Consider the following 21,536-nt stretch of genomic DNA (forward strand, 5'->3'; position numbering starts at 1 on the left):
GGCGATCGAGACGTGAGTGACGAGACGGTGGTCGGCGGACGGCATACGCCCGCGGTTCAGATGGCACCCACGGCGCAGCCGGAGACGCTGACGCCCCTGCTACGCGACCGCGAGAGCGTCATGGTCTACGACCGCTCGCACCTGCTCGGCCCCGACGCCCTGCGCGCGATCCTGGAGGCCGCGCGATGGTCGCCGTCGGCCGGCAACTCGCAGCCCTGGGGCTTCCTCGTCGGCCTGCGCGGCGACGACACGCACGCCGCCATGGTCGAGGTCCTCTCGTCAGCCAACCAGGTGTGGGCTCCGTCCGCCTCGGCGATCATCCTGACGCTGCACCAGGTCGCGACCGACGAGGACCACGAGCTCGCCTACAGCGACTACGCGATGTTCGACCTCGGGCAGGCGGTCGCCCACATCACCGTGCAGGCTCGCTCGATGGGCCTGCAGGTGCGTCAGTTCGGCGGCTTCGACCACGGTGCGGCGACCGAGCGGTTCGCCGTGCCGCCGCACTGGGCGGTCACGACGGGCATCGCGCTCGGACTGCCCGCCGGCCCGGACGACGACGGCGAGATGCCGGACTGGGTGCTGGCCCGGGCGCGGCTGCCGCGGTCCCGCCTGCCGCTCGAGGCCTTCGTCCACTCCGGGAAGTTCGGCCACCCGGCGGACTTCCTCACCGACTGACCGAGAGCGCCCGCACAGACGATGGAGGCCACCCCACGAACGGGTGGCCTCCATCTGGTCTGTGGCCCATCGGTGTGACGACGAGCGTCGCTACCACCGCGACGTCGCCGCCGCGATGAGGTCACCGAAGAGCAGGCCCTCGTCGACCGCATACCCACGACGGGTGAACCAGTCACACATGTTGTGGGTGTCGCGTTCGAGGAACTCCGGGCCGTGCGGGTTGCCGATGACGTCGACGACCTGCGGCCAGTCGATGAGGACGAGCCGCGCGTCGTCCCCCTCGCCCTCGAGCAGCACGTTGTACGGGGAGAGGTCGCCGTGCGCCCAGCCGAGCTCGGCGAGCCGCAGCATCGCCTCACGCAGCTGCTCGAACAGCACGGGCAGCAGGTCCGGGTCCGGACGCACCTGCGCCAGCCGCGGCGCGGCCTGCCCGTCGGGGGTGCCGATGAACTCCATCAGCATCTCGTCGTCGGACATCTGCACCGGGTAGGGCACCGGCAGCCCCTCGTGCCAGAGGCGGACCAGCGTCTCGAACTCGGCGAACGCCCACAGGCCGCTGATCAGCTCCTTGCCGAACGCGGTGCGGGTCCGGATGGCCCGCGTCTCGCGCGACTTCCGCACCCGCCGGCCCTCGAGGTAGCCGGAGTCGCGGTGGAACATGCGGTGCTTGCTCGACCGGTACCGCTTGCCGGCCATGAGCACGTCCCGGTCGGCGGAGCCGGGCACCCACCGTCGGACGAGGTGGACGTCGGCCTCCTTGCCGGTCTTGAGCACCCCGAGGTCGGCCTCGACGGCGCCGAGGTCGGTGATGACCCAGTCGGGGCGGGGCTTCGGGCCGTGCGTGGCTCCGTCCCAGCTCGACCACCGGTCACCTTCGGGAGGGCCGTCGGGGTCGGTGTCGACCGCGTACTGCTCGTCCTCGAGGCCGAGGGTGCGCCGAGCGGTCAGTCTGGTGTCGACGACCGCGAGGTCGTCGTCGTGAAAAGCGTTGAATGACAAGAGAACTCCAAGGAAGAAGAGATGTGGGCAGGCATGCCCGGGGCCGTGATGGTCATGTCACCCTCCTTGGGGTCTGGCGTGTGGCCGTGTGCCACTGCGCTCGCGAAGAGACTGGCGCATCCAGTGGGTCCCGCGCAACGGAATTGATTCCGCGTGGCTTCGAGCGTTTGCCGCGATCTGTATCACCGAGCCCCCCGTTCACCTCTACCGTGGCAAGGAGCAGGGGAGACGTCTCGGAGGGAGCCCAGGTATGCCGTCCGCGTCCTTCGGCGGGGGAGCGGTGCGCGTGCGCGCGCCCCGCGGCTACGACGCGTCCGCCGCGACCGACCGCACCGACCGGGACCTGCCGTCAGGAGACCGGCGGGCGGCCGAGCGGGCCGCCCTCGTCGAGGCCCTGCGCACCGACGACTTCGTCGTCGTCGACCGGATCGACCTGACACCACAGCGATCTCGCGACCTGGGTGGTCCCGCGCCGGCCAACAGGGCGGGCACCGTGAAGCTCGACGTCGACGTGCCGGCCGGCAACGACGCCGTCGTCCTGCTCGAGCGCGACGGGGTCTACTCGTGGCACCTGCCGGTCGATGCCGCCGAGCGCACGCGGTCGATCGACCCCGGCCCCCGCACCGTGTCCTTCGCCCTGTCGATGCAGCCGCAGCGCGCGCGCCGTCCGCGACCGCGGTCACGGGGCCTCGACGGGCCGGGCGCAGGACCGGCTGACCGTGGGCTGCTCGGCGACCTCGCCCACGGCGTCCTCCAGGCGATCGTGCTGCGCTTCGCCGCGCCCGTCATCGTCGGCAAGGTCGTCGAGCGACTCGAGTCAGGCGTGCGCACCGGGCTCGTCCACGTCACGGGGGGAGCGCTCGACGCGTGGAAGCCCGTCGGCTCGCTCGCGGAGGTGGGCCTCCCCACCGACCGCGCGGCACGGGTTCTGCTCCTCGTCCACGGCACGTTCTCGTCGACCACCAGTGCCTTCGGAGCTCTCGCCGTCACGCCCGGCGCGGAGGGCTTCGTCGACACCCTCGTGTCCGCGTACGACGCCGTCATCGGCTTCGACCACCGCACGCTCAGCGTCGACCCGGAGCGCAACGCCCGCGACCTGCTCGCCCTGCTCGCGCCCCACGACGGCGAGCTCGTCCTCGACGTCATCACGCACAGCCGCGGCGGGCTGGTCACGCGGTCGTTCGTCGAGTCGGTGCTGCCGGGTGCCGGACTGCGCGTCGCGGTCGACTCCATCGTCTTCGTGGCCTCCACCAACGGCGGCACCCACCTCGCCGACCCAGAGCGCTGGCACGACCTCGTCGACCTCTACACGAACCTCGTCTTGGTGACCGCCGCCGGTCTCTCCCTCGTGCCCGGCGGGGCCCCCTTCGCGGCCGTCGTCAGCGGTGTCGTCCGTGGCGTCGGCGCGCTCGTGAAGTACCTCGTGTCGTACGCCGCCGGCGACGACGGCGTGCCCGGCCTCGCCGCCATGACGCCCGACGGGCCCTTCGTCACGAGCCTCAACGAGGACCAGCCCGGCCAGCCCCGGCCCGGGACGAGCTGGTACGTCGTCTCGTCCGACTTCCACGTGTCGCTCTTCGACGACCACCACAACCCGCCCGAGTTCCCCCGCGAGCTCGCCGTCCGTCTCGCCGAGGGCTTCGTCGACGGGATCTTCAAGGGGCGCAACGACCTCGTCGTCGACACCGACTCGATGTCGGCGATCGGCCCGCCGACCGGCGGCTACGTGCGCGACACGTTCGCGCTCGGCACCAACGACGTCGTGTACCACGTCAACTACTTCTCGCAGCTCTCCGTCATCGGCGCGATCTCGCAGTGGCTGCCGCTCGGGCTCGGCGCGTCCGACGCGGAGGCGCACCTGCCCGAGTGGATGACCGCGGGGCCGGTGCTCGGCGCCGACGGTGGTGGTGACGAGCGTGGACTCGAGATGGCCGAGGTGGAGGCGCCGACCACCGCCGCCCGGCCCCCGACGGCCGCCCGTCCGCCGTCCGCGACCAGGCCTCCCGGCACGACCGCACGCCCGCCTGCGAGACCATCACCCGGCCCGCGGGCGGAGCCGCCGGTGAGGACGGGCGTCCGGAAGGCGACGCCGACGAGGGCGACGTCGAAGAGGGCGACGAAGACGACGGCGAAGCAGGCGACGCGCCGTGACCGCGAGAGGCCCCCGAGCACTGGACCGACGAGCCCTCTCGAGGGCACGACGGAGGCCGAGCTCGCGGCGGAGATGCCCTCCACGGTGTCCCCGGGTGCCGACGCCACGGTGCGGGTTCGGCTGGCACGGCAGACGCTGGCACCGACGGAGGGCACGGTCCACGTCTCGAGGACGGTCCACGTCGACGCGGAGCGCCCGATCAGTGTGCAGGTCTACGCCAAGGACAACGTGCAGGTCCTCGAGACCGACGCCAAGGTCTTCGGCCTGCCGAGCGGCGACTGGGCCAGCGAGCTGACCTTCCGGGTACGTGCCCTGGCGCCCGGGCCCGTCCGCGTCTCCGTCGTCCTACGACAGGGCTGGGTGCCCGTCGCCACGGTCACCCTGGAGTCGACCGCAGCCGCTGCGGGGATGGTCGCCCCGACGCCCGTCACCGCCACGGTCCACACCGGGATCGACGCCCCAGAGCTCGACGGCCTGCCCTGTCTCGACATCGTCGAGAGTCGTCGCGTCACGGGCGAGCGCGTCTACAGCTATGCGCTCCGGCTCGTGCCGGGCGAGGCCGAGCGGGTCTTCGAGTCGGCACCGATCCTCGGGCGCGACGAGTTCGTGCGCGACCGGATCGCCGAGGTGGAGCGGGTCATCAAGGACCCCGACCTGACGCCGCGCCAGAGGATGTCGCAGCTGCAGAACACCGGCACCATGCTCTTCGACCAGTTCTTCCCCGAGGACATGCAGGCCTACCTCTGGGAGCACCGCGAGCTCGTGCACGACCTCATCGTCTACACGGACGAGCCGTTCGTGCCGTGGGAGCTCGTTCACCTCAAGCCCGCCCGCGGCAAGCGCGGCACCACGCCACGCTTCCTCGCGTCCGGCGGGCTCGTGCGCTGGCAGCTCGGCAGCTTCCCGCCCCGGGCCGTCCGCGTGCGCCGGGGCCACGCACGGTCGATCTGTCCCGTCTACGCCAACCCGATGTTCAAGAACGACGTCGGTGTCGCCGAGGCCGGCTACCTCAAGGACCGGTTCGGCGCCAAGGCCGTGACGGCGACCCCGAGCGGCGTCGAGCGTCTCCTGCGCGGCGGCGGCTTCGACCTGCTCCACTTCTCGGGCCACGGGGCGGCACGTACCGACGACATCGCCGAGGCGAAGGTGCTGCTCAAGGGCCAGCGGCGCGGCACCAGCGTTCGTGAGCAGTACCTCAGCTCGACCGACGTGTCCCAGAACCTCGACTGGACGGGCCCCGACAGCGTCGGCCCGATCGTGGTCCTCAACGCCTGTCAGACCGGACGGTCCGGCGAGCTCTTCACGACGGTGGGCGGTTTCGCCAAGGCGTTCCTCGACGCCGGCGCCTCGGCCTTCGTGTCGTGCCTGTGGTCGGTCCAGGAGGAGCCGGCGCGGGTCTTCGTCGAGACGCTCTACGAGGAGCTGCTCAAGGGCACCCAGATGTCCCGGGCGAGCGCGCTCGCCCGGGCGGCCGCGCGGGACGCGGACGACCCGACGTGGCTCGCCTATGTCGTGTACGCGAGACCCGACGCGGTCCTCGAGACAGTGTGAAAAGGCATACACCCCAGTCGAACCCGCTCAACCGAGGGGTTCCGAGAAGGAAGGAACGGCCATGGCAAGCAGGGCTCTGTGCGTGGGGATCAACGAGTTCGAGTCGCTGCCGCAGACGAGCTGGCTCAACGGCTGCGTCAACGACGCGAACGACATCGCCAAGGCGCTGCGGCCCCTCGGCTTCACCGCGCGCGCGACGACGGTGCTCACCGATGCCGGCGCGACGAAGAAGGCCGTCATGGCGGCGCTGACGACGCTCGTCGACACCGCGAAGGCCGGTGACCACCTCATCTTCACCTTCTCCAGCCACGGCACGCAGGTGCCCAACGAGCCCGGTGGCGACGACGAGCCGGACGGCCTCGACGAGGCCTTCGCGTGCCACGACATCCGCCAGAAGGGCGACCAGTGGGACCGCGACACCGTCATCGTCGACGACGAGCTGCGCGACCTCTTCACCCGCGTGCCCGCCGGCGTCCTGCTCGAGGTGCTGCTCGACACGTGCCACAGCGGCACCGGCCTCAAGGACCTCGACGAGATCCTCCAGGCCCAGCTGCTCGGCCGCAGGCCGCGCTACCTGCCGCCGCCGACTCCCAGAGGGCTCGAGCAGACAAGGTCCATCCGTGCCGTCACCCCGGTGCGCACCGTCGACCGCAAGGCGCTCGTGGAGCTGACGAAGAGCCGCGCCACGGCCTCGAAGCCCGTCCTCTTCGCGGCGTGCAAGCCCAACCAGACGGCGTCCGACGCGACGTTCGACGGCCGCTCCAACGGGGCCTTCACCTACCTCTTCCTCAAGGCCATGAAGGCGAGCCCGACGGCGACCCGCACCGAGCTGCTCCGCACCGTGACGGCCGGGCTCAAGGACGGCGACTTCAGCCAGCGCTCGACGCTCGAGGGCCCGGTCAAGGCCAAGAAGGTCGCCTTCGGCCAGCTCTGGTAGCTGGTGGCTCCGACGAACTCCGGTGACCGAGGACACAGGTGTCGACACTCACACGCGGGCGCACTGACCGCGTGCCCGGCGCGACGGCATACTCGGTCGCAGTTGTCCGAGAGCCCAGACGCAAGGTGGCGATCCGAGCATGTCCCGACTGCAGCAGACCGACGGCCTCACCGAGGAGCAGACCGAGCTGATCAAGCTCGTCCGTGAGTTCGTCGACGAGCAGATCATCCCCGTCGCCATGGAGCTCGAGCACCAGGACGAGTACCCCCAGGCGATCGTCGACGGAATGAAGGAGATGGGGATCTTCGGGCTGATGATCCCCGAGGAGTACGGCGGCCTGGGCGAGTCCCTGCTGACCTACGCCCTCTGCGTCGAGGAGATCGCGCGCGGCTGGATGAGTGTCAGCGGCATCATCAACACCCACTTCATCGTCGCGTACATGGTGCTCCAGCACGGGACCGAGGAGCAGAAGCAGCACTACCTGCCGAAGATGGCGACGGGCGAGATCCGGGGTGCGTTCTCGATGAGCGAGCCGGGCTGCGGTTCGGACGTGGCCGCCATCAAGACCAAGGCCGTCAAGGGCGACGACGGCGAGTGGTCGATCACAGGACAGAAGATGTGGCTGACCAACGGCGGCTCCGCCAACCTCGTCGCCGTCCTCGTCAAGACCGACACGGGCGCCGACTCCGTCTACAAGAACATGACGACCTTCCTCGTCGACAAGGAGTCGGGCTTCGGCGAGACCGCCCAGGGCGTCACGGTGCCCGGCAAGATCGACAAGATGGGCTACAAGGGCGTCGACACGACCGAGCTCATCTTCGACGGGCACCGCACGACCGACGCGCAGATCCTCGGCGGCGAGCCGGGCAAGGGCTTCTACCAGATGATGGACGGCGTCGAGGTCGGCCGTGTCAACGTCGCTGCTCGCGGATGTGGTGTCGCGAGAAGGGCTTTCGAGCTCGGCATCTCCTACGCCCAGCAGCGCGAGACCTTCGGCAAGAAGATCGTCGACCACCAGGCCGTGCTCTTCCGCCTCGCCGACATGGCCGTCAAGGTCGAGGCCGCGCACGAGATGATGGTCAAGGCCGCCCGCAAGAAGGACTCCGGCCAGCGCAACGACCTCGAGGCCGGCATGGCGAAGTACCTTGCGTCCGAGTACTGCTCGCAGGTCGTCGAGGACAGCTTCCGCATCCACGGCGGCTACGGCTACTCCAAGGAGTACGAGATCGAGCGCCTCTACCGCGAGGCGCCGATGCTGCTCATCGGCGAGGGCACGGCCGACATCCAGCGGATGATCATCGGCCGCCGCCTCGTCGAGGACTACAAGCTCAAGGCCTGAGGGCCCCTCTCCACCGCGGCGGGGATGCGAGGATGGACGCATGAGCCTGCAACCGAAGGGTCCGGGGGGACGCCAGGGATTCGCGACACTCTCCCTCGAGTACCCCATGTCGCTGGGTGTGTTCGAGCAGTACGTCGACGCGCAGAAGGCCGTCGACACGCTGTCCGACAACCAGTTCCCGGTCGAGAACTGCCTCATCGTCGGCACCGACCTCAAGCAGATGGAGCGGGTGACCGCACGCCTCACGTGGGGACGTGTGGCTCTCGGCGGTCTGCTCTCCGGCGTGTGGCTCGGGCTCTTCGTGGGCCTGATCCTCTCGCTCTTCTCCCGCCCCTCGAACCCGTTGACCCTGCTGCTCTACACCGCCCTCTACGGCGCCGTGTTCGGCCTCATCTGGTCGGTCGTCGGCTACGCCTTCACCCGCGGTGCACGCGACTTCTCGTCGGTCAGCCAGGTCGTCGCGACCCGCTACGAGGTCTTCTGCGAGCACAAGTTCGCCCAGCAGGGTCGCCAGATCCTCGCCGACGCGGGCATCGACGTCGGCGGCCGGGAGGGCATCGGCATCGCCCCGGTCACTCCGACCTCGCCGCCGACGCAGCCGTCGAGCCCGGACCATCCGGGTCCGCCGCCTCCCGCCGGCTGAGGCAGCTGCAACGAATGCGCTCGCCCAGGTGTCCTTCCCGGTGACGGATCCCCGACGAAGGAGCGCCCGATGCAGTCCCGAAGGCCCCGCCCGTATGCCGTCGGCCGCGTCCTCGTGACCGGCGTCGCCGCCGCCGTGGCGCTCGTCGCGTGCGGCAGCGCCACTGCGCCCCAGCCGGGGGAGACGTCGCTCGCCGCCGGCCCGGTGCGGCCCGTCACCAGCCAGCCCGTCGAGGCAGACGGGGGTCTGCGGTGCCCCGAGTCCATCGACACCGCGGCCCTCGACAAGCCCGTGCCCGTGCCACAGAAGCCGCAGGGCGTCGACGCCACGGGTCGGCTCCTGCCCGACCGCGACCCGACCTCGCTCGTCGTCTGCGGCTATCCGGCTGCCGACATCATGAAGCCGGTCTCGGCCCCGTTCCGCCTGGCCAAGCGCACCGTCGCGAGCGACGCGCAACGGGCGGCACTGGTGGAGGCTCTGACGTGGTCGCCGCGCGACACCGGGGCCCAGCGGGTGTGCACGCTCATGGCCGGCAACGAGACGGCATACGTCGTCGGGGCCGCCTACGGTGACGCGATCGTGTGGGTCGGCGCGCTGGCCGACGCCAACGCCTGCTCGACGTCGACGAACGGCGACTTCCGGTCGGGTCCCGGCCCGGCGGTCGTGCTCGACCAGATGTTCGGCACGCGCACCCCTCCGTCCGCCGGGGTCGCCGCGTGCAACCGGGCGTCGTGGGGACGCCTCGGCGACGACCGGAGCCTGGCCCCGGAGGGCAACCCGACGGCGACCGTGTGCCGTGACGCGGCAGACGGCACGGTGAAGGTGGCGCAGCTGGACGCCGCGAAGTCGGCCGAGGTCGTCGCAGCGCTGCGCGCCCTGCCGACGAAGCCGACGGGGCAGACGTGCCAGCGCCCGGACGACCCGAGCAACGGGCGGTTCACGCTCCTGCTCACGTATGCCGTGGGGCCGCCCGTGCGCCTCACCATCGACCCGGACTGCGCACCGGCCGTGCTCGGCTCGAACCTCGAGTCCGCCGACGCGTCCTCGCTCGTCGAGCTCGTCGAGCAGTGGAGCCCGCGCATCCCGGGCCCCGACCTGAACGGCTCGGTGTCGTCGACGTCGCCCTGACCCACCGAACGCGGCGTTCCGTCTCGACAGCGGTGTGCTGCCGCGGAGCTCGAGACCGAAGCCGCGTTCGGTCAGGTGGGGGAGGGTCGGTCAGTCGCTCAGGCCTCGGCGCCGTCCCAGATGCGGGCGATCCACCGCTCGACCTCGTCGGAGCTGCGCGGCATCGCGGCCGAGAGGTTCTCGCAGCCGTCCTCGGTGATGAGGATGTCGTCCTCGATGCGCACGCCGTTGCCGCGGAACTCGTCGGGGACGAGCTCGTCGTCGGCCTTGAAGTAGAGGCCCGGCTCGACGGTGAGGACCATGCCCGGCTTCAGCTCGGCGTCGGAGTACTCCTCGCGGGTCGCGAGGGCGCAGTCGTGCACGTCGATGCCGAGGTGGTGGCTCGTGCCGTGCACCATCCAGCGGCGGTGGTGCTGACCGTGGTCGGCGTCGAGCGTGCCCTCGACGTCGACGCCCTCGGGGAGCAGGCCCCACTCGTGGAGGTGCTCGGCGATGACGCGGATGGCCGCTGCGTGGACGTCGCTGAACGTGTTGCCCGGCTTGCAGGCCGCGATGCCGGCCTCCTGGGCGGCGTACACGGCGTCGTAGATCTTGCGCTGCGCGTCGGTGAAGGTGCCACTGACCGGCAGGGTGCGGGTGATGTCGGCGGTGAAGAGCGAGTCGACCTCGACGCCGGCGTCGAGGAGCAGCAGGTCGCCGTCCTTGATGTCGCCGGTGTTCTTGATCCAGTGCAGCGTGTTGGCGTGGTCGCCGCTGGCGCAGATGGAGTCGTAGCCGACACCGTTGCCGTGGTGGCGGGCGTGCAGGCCGAAGACGCCCTCGACCCAGCGCTCGCCGCGGCCGCGGCGGACCGCCTCGGGCAGGTCGGCGATGACGGCGTCGAAACCCTTGTGGGTGCCGTCGACGGCGTCGCGCATCTGCTCGACCTCCCACTCGTCCTTGACGAAGCGGAGCGTCGAGAGGAACGCGGCGAGCTGCTCGTCGGCCTCGCGCTGGCGGTCGACGCGGGTCTCGGCCTCGGCGGACTCCTGCGTCTCGGCCGCGGCGGCGCGGGCCTTGTCGACGCGGGTCGCGACCTCGGCGTCGGCGTCGCGCACGACGCGGATCGTCACCTGGCCGGCGTCCTTGCCGACGGCCTCACCGAACTCGTCGATGTGGCGGGCCGTGACGCCGAGCTCGGACTCGATGTCGGCGAGGGTGGGGCGGGCCCCGACCCAGAACTCGCCGTAGCGCGAGTCGCCGAAGAACTCCTCGGTGTCGCGGTCGGCGAGCGGGCGGAAGTAGAGGACGGCCTCGTGCCCGTCGCCGGCCTCGCCGTCGGCGGAGGCGCGCGGCTCGAGCACGAGCACGGCGTCGGGCTCGCGGTCGCTGCCGAGGCCCGTCAGGTGGGCGAAGGCGCTGTGCGGACGGAAGACGTAGTCGCAGTCGTTGCTGCGCACCTTCAGGCCGCCGGCCGGGACGACGAGGCGCTCACCGGGGAAGGCGGCGCTGACGGCGTCACGGCGACGGGCTGCGTGGTCGGCGACCTCGGCCCGGGGGGTCACCCCGGTGTCGCGCGGCGCCCACCCTGTCGCGACGAAGGCCCGGAACTCGTCGGTCGTCGGGCGCTTGCGGCTCGGAGAGGTCTTCTGCTCTTCACTCATCACCCCGCCATGGTGCCACGCGGCACGGGGACCGCCGAACCAGCTTTCACCGCGCCCGCGTACGGCCCGTCCCGCTCCCGCCGGGCACCCCGGTGGGGTACCTGCGGGTCCAGGGCGGTGGCATACGGTCTGGGGGTGGCCCGCACCGACCGACCCGCCCGGCCGACCACCGCCCACCGGAGCCTGCCCTCGCTGAGGGCGAGCACCCGGCGGGCCATGAGACCGAGCGGGCCGCCGACCGACGAGATCCCCATCTGGACGACGCCGGACGGGGTCGACTCGGTGACCGCCCAGGCCGTCATCGACCTCGCCATGCGCGCCGGCGTCGCGATGATCGCCACCGGGGCGGCCGCCGCGGACGTCACGGCGACCGTGCTCACCCTGACCAAGGCGTACGGCCTCAGCTCGGTCCACGTCGACGTCACCTACACGTCGGTCACCGTCTCCTACCACCGCGGCCCGAACGCCGACCCGATCACCGTGATGCGCATCGTGCGGTTCCGCGTGCAGGACTACACGCGGCTCGAGCGCCTCCGCGGGCTCATCGTCGACCTCTCACAGGACCCGGTGCCCGTCGACGAGGCCCGGGTGCGCTTCGACTCGGTCATCACGGCCCCACACCCCTACCGCCGCTGGCTCGTCACCGTCGCCGGGGGCGCGCTCGCGGCGGGTGCCGCCGGCCTCGTGGGCGCAGGGCCGTTCATCATCCTGCTCAGCTTCCTCACCGCGACCGTCGTCGGGCGGGTCCTCAGCTGGCTCACCGGCGCAGGCGTCGCGGCCTTCTTCGCGCAGTGCGTCGGCGCGGCCATCCCGACCGCGGTGGCGACCCTCGTCGTCGCGGCCCAGTCGGCCGGGATGACCTTCGTCGGCGACGTGTCACCCTCGCTCGTCGTCGCGTCCGGCATCGTGCTGCTGCTCTCGGGACTGTCGGTCGTCGGCGCCGCCGAGGATGCCCTCGAGGGCTATTACGTCACGGCCGGCGCGCGGGCTTTCGAGGTGATCGTGCTCTCGCTCGGCATCGCGGTCGGCATCTCCGTCGTGCTCTCCCTCGGCAACCGGCTCGACTACCCGATCGCGATCAGCTCGCAGACCCTGCTCAGCGACGACGTCGTCGTGCAGGTCGTCTGCGCCGTCATCATCGCGGTCTCGTTCGCCGTCATGTCCTACGCCAGCGGCCGTGCGGTCGCCGTGGCCGGGGTCGCGGGCGGCCTCGGCTGGGCCGTCCTCGCGCTGGGGGAGCGGCTGCTGCAGCTCGGCGCTGTGAGCGCGTCGGCGACGGCCGCGCTCGTCATCGGCTTCGCGGCCCGGCTCGTCGCCCGGCACCTGACCATCTCTGCGCTCGCCGTCACGACGGCCGCGATCGTGCCGCTGCTGCCGGGCCGGATGGCCTACGAGGGCATCTCGCAGATCGTCACGAACCCCGACGGCAACGGGTTCGCGGTCGGCGTGCCGACGCTCCTGCTGGCCTTCGGGCTCGGCCTCGGGCTCGCCGCGGGCGTCTCGCTCGGCACCTACTTCGCGAGCCTGCTCGTCGCCAAGAGCCAGGGCGTGCGGCCGCGTCCCGCCGCCGGCGCGACCCTCCCCGCCGACCCCGACCCCGACGCGTCCGGCAGCACCGCGCCGGTGCTCTCCGAGACGAGCGACCTCGCTGCCACGAGCGACGCCGACGCGCAGGCGTGAGCAAGCACACGGCATACGACCATGGGCGTATGCCGCCCGCTCCGGCAGGCTGGGAGCCGCTCGTCCCAGCGGGGCCGGGTGACCACCTTCGACGAGGAGCGGGAATGCAGTTCGGACGCAGCTACGAGGAGTTCGAGGTCGGTGCGGTCTACCGGCACTGGCCCGGCAAGACGGTCACGGAGTACGACGACCACCTCTTCTGCCTGCTGACGATGAACCACCACCCGCTCCACCTCGACACCCACTACGCCGCGGGGTCGACGCAGTTCGGGCAGAACGTCGTCGTCGGGAACTACGTCTACTCGCTGCTCCTCGGCATGTCGGTGCCGGACGTGTCGGGCAAGGCCATCGCCAACCTCGAGATCGAGTCGCTGCGGCACGTCGCGCCGACCTTCCACGGCGACACGATCTACGGCGAGACGACGGTCCTCGACAAGTGGGAGTCGACCTCGAAGGACGACCGCGGCGTCGTCCACGTCGAGACGATCGGCTACAAGCAGGACGGCACCGTCGTGTGCATCTTCCGGCGCAAGGTCATGGTGCCCAAGGAGAACTACCTCGAGGCCCGCGGCGGCGAGCAGCCCGGCCGACCGGTCCCCGTGCCCGACAAGAACTGGCCGGGCCGCGACGCCACCTCCGAGGCACCCACCGAGTCCTGACGAACGGCGCGACCAGCCCTCTCCCGCAACACACCGAGTAGGTCACAACTCACCGCGATCCGATCCCGGTGGGTTGTGACCTACTCGGTGTGTTGTGGCCGTCCACAGCCGGCGCGCCGACGACCCCTCTGTCCACAGGTGCCGTCGCGACTACGAGAACCTGGCCGTATGCCCCAGAGCCTGCTCCCATGGACACACGACTCGAGGCTCTGGCCGGCCGCCAAGGCGGGATGTTCGCCGCCCACGAGGCCCTGGCCGCAGGGGTCACCAATGCCTGCCTGCACCGGGCACTCCGTGCGCGCGAGCTGGTTCGGGTGCGGCGAGGCGCCTACGTCCAGGCGACCGTCTGGCAGCACGCGTCGCCCGACGAGCGCTACCGGCTCGGGTGTCTCGCGGTAGCGAGGTCCAGACCGGGTGACGCGTTGAGCCACCACGCGGCCCTCGCCGTGCTCGGGCTGCCGCTCTGGGGACACGACGCAGCACGAATCGACCTGGTGACCGACACGGTCCAGGGCGTGCGCCGCGGGGCGGTGTGGCTCCATCCGGACGACGGCGTCGTCCTAGCTCCGGTCGCGGACACTCCGAGTGTCTCGCCTGCGCGGGCACTCGTTCGGACGGCCCTGACGATGGGCCAGGACTGTGCCGTCGTGGCGGGGGATGCGGCTCTGCGTCGAGGTCTGGTCACCGAGGCGGATCTGGTCACCGAGGTGGCGCTCATCTCCCCGCACCAAGGGCGCCGGCGGGCCCTGGAGGCCGTGTTGCTCATGGACGGCAGGAGCGAGTCCGTGGGCGAGTCCCGAACTCGTCTGGCGCTGCGTCGCCTCGGTTTCACCCCCGAGAGCCAAGTGGTCCTGCGTGACTCCGGTGGCCATTTCATCGCGCGTGTCGACCTGGTCGTGGACGGAGTTGTCCTCGAGTTCGACGGGCAGGTGAAGTACGCGCGCCAGCGTGACGCCGAGGACGGCTCGGCCGGGCCGGAGGAGGTCGTCTGGCTCGAGAAGCGACGTGAGGACGCGATCCGGCGGCTGGGCCACCCCGTCGAGCGCGTCATCTGGAGCGAGCTGGCCCGCCCGGGGCTCATCGGTGCCCGGGTGCGCTCCGCCAGTGCGCTCGTCGCCCCCTAGCCCCACGCCCGGCCTGACCCTGCTGACTGGTGCAACACACCGTGCAAGTCACCACCCACCGTGATCCGATCCCGGTGGGTTGTGACCTGCACGGTGTGTTGCGGGGAGGGGCGGCGGGGGTGGGCACGGCAGGGTGGGCACGGCGCGCCCCTACGCTTGGGGGCGTGACTCCGACCGGGACCGACAGTGCAGGGCACCCACGACCGGTCATCGACCTGCATGCCCACTCGGCGGTCAGCGACGGCACGGAGACGCCGACCGAGCTCGTCGCCGCTGCAGCCACGGCCGGCGTCGACGTCCTCGCCATCACCGACCACGACACGGTCGGCGGCTGGGCCGAGGCCGCCGACGCCGCCCGCGTCCACGGTGTGACGCTCGTGCGCGGCATCGAGATCTCGTGCGCCTGGCGCCACTCCTCGATCCACCTGCTCGGTTACCTCCCCGACGCCGACGACCAGCCGCTCCGGGACGAGCTCGCCCGCGCCCGCGACTCCCGCTCGACGCGTCTCGAGCGGATGGTCGCGCTCATGGCGGCGGACGGCATACCCCTGGGCTACGACGAGGTGCTCGCGCAGGTCGGCCCCGGCGCCACCCCGGGACGCCCCCACATCGCCGACGCCCTCATCGCCAACGGCACGATCCGCCACCGCGACGAGGCGTTCCGCTCGTGGCTCGGCGACGACTCGCCCTACTACGTCGGCCACTACGCGCCCGACCCGGTACGGGCGGTCGAGCTCGTGCGCGCAGCGGGCGGGGTGCCGGTCATCGCGCACCCTTTCACGCGGACCCGGTCGGGCGACCTCGACGACGCCCTCGTCGCGCGGATGCGCGAGGCCGGGCTCGTGGGGCTCGAGGCGCACCACCGCGACCACGGTCCCGAGGAGGTCGCCCGGGCGACGGCGCTCGCCGACCGGCTCGGGCTGCTCCTCACGGGCTCGAGCGACTACCACGGCGAGGGCAAGCGCAACCGTCTCGCCGAGAACACGACGTCCCTCGAGGTGCTCGACGCGATCGAGGCGGCCTCGAGCGGGGCCACGGAGGTCGTCAGGCCGTGAGCGTCCTCGACACGACCGTCTTCCTCAGCACCTTCATCACCCTGGTCGTCATCCTCGACCCACCCGGCGCGGTGCCGGTCTTCCTCGCCCTGACCGGGTCACTGACGAAGGTGCAGCGCCACGTCGCGGCGCGGCGTGCCTCGCTCGTCGCCGTCTTCGTCATCGGGATGTTCGCGCTCTTCGGCAAGAGCATCCTCGACTACCTCCACATCTCGATCGCCGCGCTCCAGGGGGCCGGCGGCCTGCTCCTGCTCCTCGTCGCGCTCGAGCTGCTGACCGGCAAGGAGTCCGACTCGCTCGCCGACGCCGGCGTCAACGTGGCCCTCGTGCCGCTCGGGACGCCGCTCCTCGCGGGTCCGGGCGCCATCGTCGCGACGATGCTCGCGGTGCAGGGCTCGGACACGACCGGGGCGTACGTCGCCGTCGGCTCCGCCCTCGTCGGGGCGATGCTCGTCGTCTACCTCGTGCTCCGCTTCGCCGGGCAGGTGCGCCGACTGCTGCGTGAGAGCGGCACGATGCTGCTCACCCGCATCGCCGGGCTGCTGCTGTCGGCGATCGCCGTGCAGATGGTCGCCGACTCGGTGCGGGCGTTCGTCAACGGCGAGGGCTGACGGCCGAAGCGCCGGGCCGCTCAACCGTCGACGCGCTCGACGAGCACGGCCGTGCCGAGGCCGGCGGCACCGCTGACGGCCGCGACGCCCCAGCGCCCGCCCCGGCGCTCGAGCGCCTCGACGCACTGGCCGACGAGGATCGCGCCCGTCGCCCCGAAGGCGTGACCCATCGCCATGGTGCCGCCGTCCGGGTTCATCCGGTCCGGCCCGGCGTCGAGGTCGCGGCGGAAGCGGAGGCACAGCGCCGAGAAGGCCTCGGCGAACTCGAAGACGTCGATGTCGCTGGGAGACAGGCCGGCCCTCGCGAGCACCTGCTCGACGGCCGACTGCCCGGCGGTGAGCATGACGACGGGGTCCACCGCCGTCGACGCGGCCGAGGCGATCCGCGCCCGCGGCGCGAGGCCTGAGGCCCGGGCGGCCCGCGCCGAACCGACGAGCAGCAGCGCTGCCGCGTCCGCGACGGCGGGGGAGGTGCCCACCGTGTGCAGGTGCTCGATCCGGTCGAGGGGGCGTATGCCGTGCGCCGCCGCGAGCGCGATGTCGTCCTGGCCGTCCGACCCCAGCTCCGCGAAGGCAGGCGGCAGCGCCGCGAGCGACTCGGCGGTCGTGCCGGGCCGGACGAGCTCGTCGTGGTCGAGGCCGGGGCCGCGGTCGTCGGCCGGTACCGGGACGAGCGACCGGGCGAAGGCACCCATCACGCGTGCCCGGGTCGCCTTGGCCTGCGTCTCGAGGGCATACGCGTCGAGCTGCTCGCGGGTGAAGCCCTCGAGCGTCGCGTTGAGGTCTGCAGCGATGCCCATGTGGACCGAGCCGAGACGGCGCACGAGGGTGGGGTCGGCATACAGCGCGCCGCGGTCGGCGAACATCGGCACGCGCGACACGCTCTCGACGCCCCCGGCAACGGCGAGCGAGAGGTCGCCGGCGCGGACCCGGGCCGCAGTCTGGCCGACAGCGTCGATGCCGGACGCGCAGAAGCGGTTGAGCGTGACACCCGGCACGGAGGTGCCCCAGCCCGCGACGAGGGTGGCCGTGCGGGCGAGGTCGGCGCCCTGCTCGTCGACCTGGGTCGCGCAGCCCAGCGTCACGTCGTCGACGCGCTCCGGGTCGATCCCGGTGCGTTCGACGAGGGCCCGTTGGAGGTGCACGACGAGGTCGACGGCGGTGAGGCCGTGCAGCGACCCGCGCGCGGACGCGCGCCCGCGCGGGGTGCGGACGACATCGAGGACGTACGCGTCGTCGTCGTCGTCCATGCGTCCTCCGTTCGGTCCTGCCGAGCTCACGAGACCTGCCGCTCCTGGTCGCCCGGCCCGGACCCGGAACGGCCGCGTCGCACCCGGCGAGTCACTCTGCTAGTTGTAGTACCGTGCCCGGAGAAGGGCAAGGTTGGGCACCGACGACGGCGTCGGGAGCGGAGGCGGACATGACGGGCGGCAGCTCGAGCACCTCCCCGACGGGGGTCTGGGTGCTCGGTGGCTCGCAGACGGACTTCGCGCGCCACCTGACCCGTGAGGGGCGAGACGTCTCCGACCTCGTGGGCGAGATCGTCGACCGCACCCTCGAGGCGAGCCGCTCCGGCGCGGCCGAGGTCGAGGTCATCCACGTCGGCAACGCCTTCGGCCAGCTCTTCACCGGTCAGGGCCACCTCGGGGCCATGCCCGCGACGGTCCGGCCCGACCTGTGGGGTGTTCCGGCCGCCGGGCACGAGGCCGCGTGCGCGTCGGGCGGGGTGGCGCTGCTCGCCGCCATGGCCGACCTCCGGGCAGGGCACTACGACTGTGCCCTCGTGCTCGGCGTCGAGCTCGAGAAGACCGTGCCCGGCGACGAGGCGGCCACGCACCTCGGCGCGGCCGCCTGGGTGGGGCACGACGGTGAGGGCGCTCGCTTCATGTGGCCCCACGTCTTCAGCGCCATCGCCGACGAGTACGACCGGCGGCACGGCCTCGACGAGGCCCACCTGCGCGCCATCGCGGCTCTCAACCTCGCGAACGCCCGACGCAACCCCAACGCTCAGACCCGCGGCTGGGACGTCCCGGACCTCATCGGCCCCGACGCCACCGACGACACGCGAAACCCCGTCGTCGAGGGCCGGATCCGCCGCTACGACTGCAGCCAGGTCACCGACGGCGCCGCCGGGGTGGTCCTCGTCTCCGACGCGTGGCTGCGCGACCATCCGGGGCGACGACCCGTCGCGCGCATCCAGGGATGGGGCCACCGCACCGTCGGCCTCGGGCTCCGGCAGAAGCTCGACCGTGACCGCGACGAGCTCTACGTCCTGCCGCACGTGCGCCGGGCTGTGACCGACGCGTTCGACCGGGCCCACGTCACCCTCGAGGACCTCGACGGCTTCGAGGTGCACGACTGCTTCACCCCGACCGAGTACCTCGCCATCGACCACATCGGGCTCACCGGTCCGGGGGAGTCGTGGAAGGCCGTCGAGGACGGCTCGATCGCCCTGGGTGGTCGCCTGCCCATCAACCCGAGCGGTGGGCTCATCGGCGGCGGCCACCCGGTGGGGGCCAGCGGCATCCGCATGCTCGTCGACGCGGCCAAGCAGGTCAGCGGGACTGCCGGCGACTACCAGGTCGAAGGTGCCCGCACCTTCGGCACGCTCAACTTCGGTGGCAGCACCGCCACCACCGTCAGCCTCGTCGTCGGCGCCGTCGCCGACTGAACGCGAACTCCCCGAACCACGGAAACCACTGAGAGCCAAGGAGACCCGGATGGATGTCGACATCGTCGGTCGGATGCTGTCGACCCTGCCCGCGGACGACGACCATCCCTACCGCACGGGCCCGTGGCAGCCGCAGACGACCGAGTGGAGGGCGGACGACCTCGACGTCGTCGAGGGTGAGGTGCCCATCGACCTCGACGGGGTCTACCTCCGCAACACGGAGAACCCCGTCCACCCCTCGCTCAAGCACTACCACCCGTTCGACGGCGACGGGATGGTCCACGTCGTCGGCTTCCGTGACGGAAAAGCCTTCTACCGCAACCGGTTCGTGCGCACTGACGGCTTCCTCGCCGAGCAGGAGGCAGGACAGTCGCTGTGGGCCGGTCTGGCCGAACCGCCCTACCTCTCGCTCCGTCAGGACGGCTGGGGCGCCCGCCGCCAGATGAAGGACGCGTCGTCGACCGACGTCATCGTCCACCGCGGCACGGCCCTCACGAGCTTCTACCAGTGCGGCGACCTCTACCGCGTCGACCCGACGTCGGCCGAGACCCTCGGCAAGGCGACGTGGAACGGCCGCTTTCCCTTCGACTGGGGCGTCTCAGCGCACCCGAAGGTCGACGACCGCACCGGCGAGCTCCTCTTCTTCAACTACAGCAAGGAGGCGCCGTACATGCACTACGGCGTCGTCGACGAGGCGGACGACCTCGTCCACTACGTCGACGTCCCGCTGCCCGGGCCGCGGCTGCCGCACGACATGGCCTTCACCGAGAACTACGTCGTGCTCAACGACTTCCCGCTCTTCTGGGAGCCGGAGGCCCTCGCCAAGGGCGCACACGTCGCGCGCTTCCACCGTGACATGCCGAGCCGCTTCGCCGTCATCCCGCGGCGCGGGAAGACGAGCGACATCCGGTGGTTCGAGGCCGACCCGACGTACGTCCTGCACTTCGTCAACGCGTACGAGGACGGCGACGAGATCGTCCTAGACGGCTTCTTCCAGGGCGACCCCGAGCCGCAGGACAACGGCATGGGCAACCGGTGGGAGCGGGCCTTCCGCTTCCTCGCCCTCGACCGCATGCAGGCACGCCTGCACCGCTGGCGGCTCAACCTCCGCACCGGCCTCGTCACCGAGTCGCCGCTCTCCGACAGCATCACCGAGTTCGGCATGATGAACGGCTCGTACGCCGGTGGGAAGTACCGGTATGCCTACGCCGCGACCGGCAAGCCCGCCTGGTTCCTCTTCGACGGCCTCGTCAAGCACGACCTCCACTCGGGCACGGAGGAGCGATACTCCTTCGGGGACAACGTCTTCGGCAGCGAGACCGCGATGGCGCCGCGCGTCGGGAGCGCCGGCGAGGACGACGGCTACCTCGTGACCCTGACGACCGACATGAACGACGACGCCTCCTACTGCGTCGTGTTCGACGCCGCCCGGGTCTCCGACGGGCCGGTCTGCAAGCTCCGGCTGCCCGAGCGGATCTCGAGTGGCACCCACTCGACCTGGGCCCCGGGTGCCGAGCTGCGACGGTGGAGCACGGCGGACACGGCAGCGGATGCGATCGGTCTCTGAGCCGGTGGTCGACGACGTCGACCCCGGCACGGTGCCCACCCGGCTCGATCCCGGGTCGACGAACGCCATCGGACGCATGCTCGGGCTGCTCGGCGACGAGTGGACCCTCCTCATCCTCCAGCGGGCGCTGCGCGGCACGACCCGCTACGGCCAGTTCCTCGACGAGGTCGCCATCTCCAACGCGGTCCTCACCTCCCGCCTCGCGACGATGGAGCGCGAGGGCCTGCTGCGCCGTGTCGTCTACCAGGAGCGCCCCGTCCGGGCCGAGTACGTCCTCACCCAGCGCGGCCGTGGGCTGTGGCCGGTCACCATCGCGATCTGGGACTGGGAGCGGCGATGGGTGCCGCGGCACGCCGCGACGCTCCCGGCGATGCGCCACGCGCTCTGCGGCCAGAACTTCGCACCGGTCCTGACGTGCACCGGCTGCCGCGAGGTCGTGCGCTCCGGCGACGTCCACGCCGAGTGGGGGCCGAGCGGCTCGTGGGAGCGGTCCGTCCCGGAGTCGACGACGCGGCGGCGCTCAGACCCCCGCGTGGACCGGTCCCCCGCGGGACTCTTTCCCGAGACGATGGCGATCTTCGGCAACCGGTGGTCCTCCGCCCTCATCGGCGCCTCCCTCCGGGGGCTGACGCGCTTCGGTGACTTCGAGGAGGCCCTCGGCGCGCCGCCGAGCCTCGTCGCCGAGCGGCTCCGCGCCTTCTGCGACATCGGCGTGCTCGAGGCCAGGGGGCGCCGGACGGGCGGTGCCGACGGCCGCGCCGAGTACCACCTCACCGACAAGGGCCACGCCTTCTACCCGGTCGTCGCCGTGGCCATCGACTGGGCGCACCACTGGTATGCCGCCGAGGAGGGTCCCGCGCTCGTGCAGCAGCACGTGCCGTGCGGGGCTCCGCTCGCCGTCGCGCTCGCCTGTGACCAGTGCTCGGCCGACCTCCACGGCAGCGACATCGAGGTCGTGCCACGCGCGCACCGCCGGTCCGACCGCTAGAGGCGGGCAGCCACTGCCGAGACGAAAGACCCGCAGCAGCAACGCAGCTCAGGCACACGTACACGTACAGCTCGCAGTGACCACCTCACGCCGAACCACGAAGGAGCGCCG

Annotated in this window: 17 protein-coding genes; 14 read left to right on the forward strand and 3 right to left on the reverse strand. The window is 71.7% G+C overall.

The window, feature by feature from the left end; all coding sequences use genetic code 11:
* Positions 1-12: 12 nt before the first annotated feature.
* A complete protein-coding gene (locus tag AC1DW8_RS19500; RefSeq protein ID WP_478095565.1) occupies positions 13-678 on the forward strand; it encodes a nitroreductase family protein in 666 nt (221 codons plus the stop codon).
* A gap of 90 nt (positions 679-768) precedes the next feature.
* On the opposite strand, the gene AC1DW8_RS19505 is transcribed toward AC1DW8_RS19500, so the two are convergent.
* Positions 769-1,677, reverse strand: a complete 909-nt coding sequence (locus AC1DW8_RS19505; protein WP_082622617.1) for a serine protein kinase RIO — start codon at positions 1,675-1,677, stop codon at positions 769-771.
* Positions 1,678-1,927: 250 nt separating this feature from the next.
* Here AC1DW8_RS19505 and AC1DW8_RS19510 point away from each other — a divergent pair, with 250 nt between their 5' ends.
* The 5 genes from AC1DW8_RS19510 to AC1DW8_RS19530 all read left to right on the forward strand — a co-directional run bounded on the left by AC1DW8_RS19510 (position 1,928) and on the right by AC1DW8_RS19530 (position 9,427).
* Complete coding sequence (locus AC1DW8_RS19510) at positions 1,928-5,380, forward strand: DUF7379 domain-containing protein (RefSeq protein WP_478095566.1); 3,453 nt, start codon at positions 1,928-1,930, stop codon at positions 5,378-5,380.
* Between the two features lie 61 nt (positions 5,381-5,441).
* On the forward strand, positions 5,442-6,317 hold the full coding sequence (locus AC1DW8_RS19515; RefSeq protein WP_056821953.1) for a caspase family protein: 876 nt from the start codon (positions 5,442-5,444) through the stop codon (positions 6,315-6,317).
* Between the two features lie 139 nt (positions 6,318-6,456).
* Positions 6,457-7,656, forward strand: a complete 1,200-nt coding sequence (locus AC1DW8_RS19520; RefSeq protein WP_056770827.1) for an acyl-CoA dehydrogenase family protein — start codon at positions 6,457-6,459, stop codon at positions 7,654-7,656.
* A gap of 40 nt (positions 7,657-7,696) precedes the next feature.
* On the forward strand, positions 7,697-8,299 hold the full coding sequence (locus AC1DW8_RS19525; protein ID WP_056770824.1) for a YflT domain-containing protein: 603 nt from the start codon (positions 7,697-7,699) through the stop codon (positions 8,297-8,299).
* A gap of 69 nt (positions 8,300-8,368) precedes the next feature.
* Positions 8,369-9,427 carry a hypothetical protein gene (locus tag AC1DW8_RS19530; RefSeq protein WP_056770821.1) on the forward strand — a complete coding sequence of 353 codons (1,059 nt, stop codon included), beginning with the start codon at positions 8,369-8,371 and terminating at the stop codon, positions 9,425-9,427.
* 98 nt (positions 9,428-9,525) lie between these two features.
* Here the strand turns inward: AC1DW8_RS19530 and AC1DW8_RS19535 are convergent, their stop codons facing one another.
* Positions 9,526-11,070, reverse strand: coding sequence for an aminopeptidase P family protein (locus AC1DW8_RS19535; protein WP_056823679.1), 1,545 nt, complete (start codon positions 11,068-11,070; stop codon positions 9,526-9,528).
* Positions 11,071-11,205: 135 nt separating this feature from the next.
* Here AC1DW8_RS19535 and AC1DW8_RS19540 point away from each other — a divergent pair, with 135 nt between their 5' ends.
* From AC1DW8_RS19540 to AC1DW8_RS19560, 5 genes are all read left to right on the forward strand, one after another.
* Positions 11,206-12,750, forward strand: coding sequence for a threonine/serine exporter family protein (locus tag AC1DW8_RS19540; protein ID WP_235508478.1), 1,545 nt, complete (start codon positions 11,206-11,208; stop codon positions 12,748-12,750).
* Between the two features lie 29 nt (positions 12,751-12,779).
* Complete coding sequence (locus AC1DW8_RS19545; protein WP_478095577.1) at positions 12,780-13,409, forward strand: MaoC family dehydratase; 630 nt, start codon at positions 12,780-12,782, stop codon at positions 13,407-13,409.
* A gap of 188 nt (positions 13,410-13,597) precedes the next feature.
* Positions 13,598-14,533, forward strand: a complete 936-nt coding sequence (locus tag AC1DW8_RS19550; RefSeq protein ID WP_056770811.1) for a type IV toxin-antitoxin system AbiEi family antitoxin domain-containing protein — start codon at positions 13,598-13,600, stop codon at positions 14,531-14,533.
* A 164-nt stretch (positions 14,534-14,697) separates the two neighbouring features.
* Positions 14,698-15,588, forward strand: coding sequence for a PHP domain-containing protein (locus AC1DW8_RS19555; RefSeq protein ID WP_478095567.1), 891 nt, complete (start codon positions 14,698-14,700; stop codon positions 15,586-15,588).
* Entirely contained in the window at positions 15,585-16,199 is a 615-nt protein-coding gene (locus tag AC1DW8_RS19560) for a MarC family protein (protein ID WP_056821943.1), read from the forward strand. The genes AC1DW8_RS19555 and AC1DW8_RS19560 overlap by 4 nt, the downstream gene beginning before the upstream one ends.
* Before the next feature lie 20 nt (positions 16,200-16,219).
* On the opposite strand, the gene AC1DW8_RS19565 is transcribed toward AC1DW8_RS19560, so the two are convergent.
* Positions 16,220-17,449, reverse strand: a complete 1,230-nt coding sequence (locus tag AC1DW8_RS19565) for an acetyl-CoA C-acyltransferase (RefSeq protein ID WP_478095568.1) — start codon at positions 17,447-17,449, stop codon at positions 16,220-16,222.
* A 170-nt stretch (positions 17,450-17,619) separates the two neighbouring features.
* On the opposite strand from AC1DW8_RS19565, the gene AC1DW8_RS19570 reads away from it, so the two are divergent.
* From AC1DW8_RS19570 to AC1DW8_RS19580, 3 genes are read left to right on the forward strand one after another with little or no spacing between them, the layout of a single operon-like run.
* Positions 17,620-18,870 (forward strand): acetyl-CoA acetyltransferase, encoded by a 1,251-nt coding sequence (locus tag AC1DW8_RS19570; protein ID WP_478095569.1) that lies wholly within the window; start codon positions 17,620-17,622, stop codon positions 18,868-18,870.
* Positions 18,871-18,919: 49 nt separating this feature from the next.
* A complete protein-coding gene (locus AC1DW8_RS19575) occupies positions 18,920-20,437 on the forward strand; it encodes a carotenoid oxygenase family protein (protein ID WP_478095570.1) in 1,518 nt (505 codons plus the stop codon).
* A complete protein-coding gene (locus AC1DW8_RS19580; protein ID WP_478095571.1) occupies positions 20,421-21,425 on the forward strand; it encodes a winged helix-turn-helix transcriptional regulator in 1,005 nt (334 codons plus the stop codon). Before AC1DW8_RS19575 ends, AC1DW8_RS19580 begins: the two co-directional genes overlap by 17 nt.
* Positions 21,426-21,536: the final 111 nt, after the last annotated feature.

Source organism: Terrabacter sp. P2_E3 (assembly GCF_056403915.1).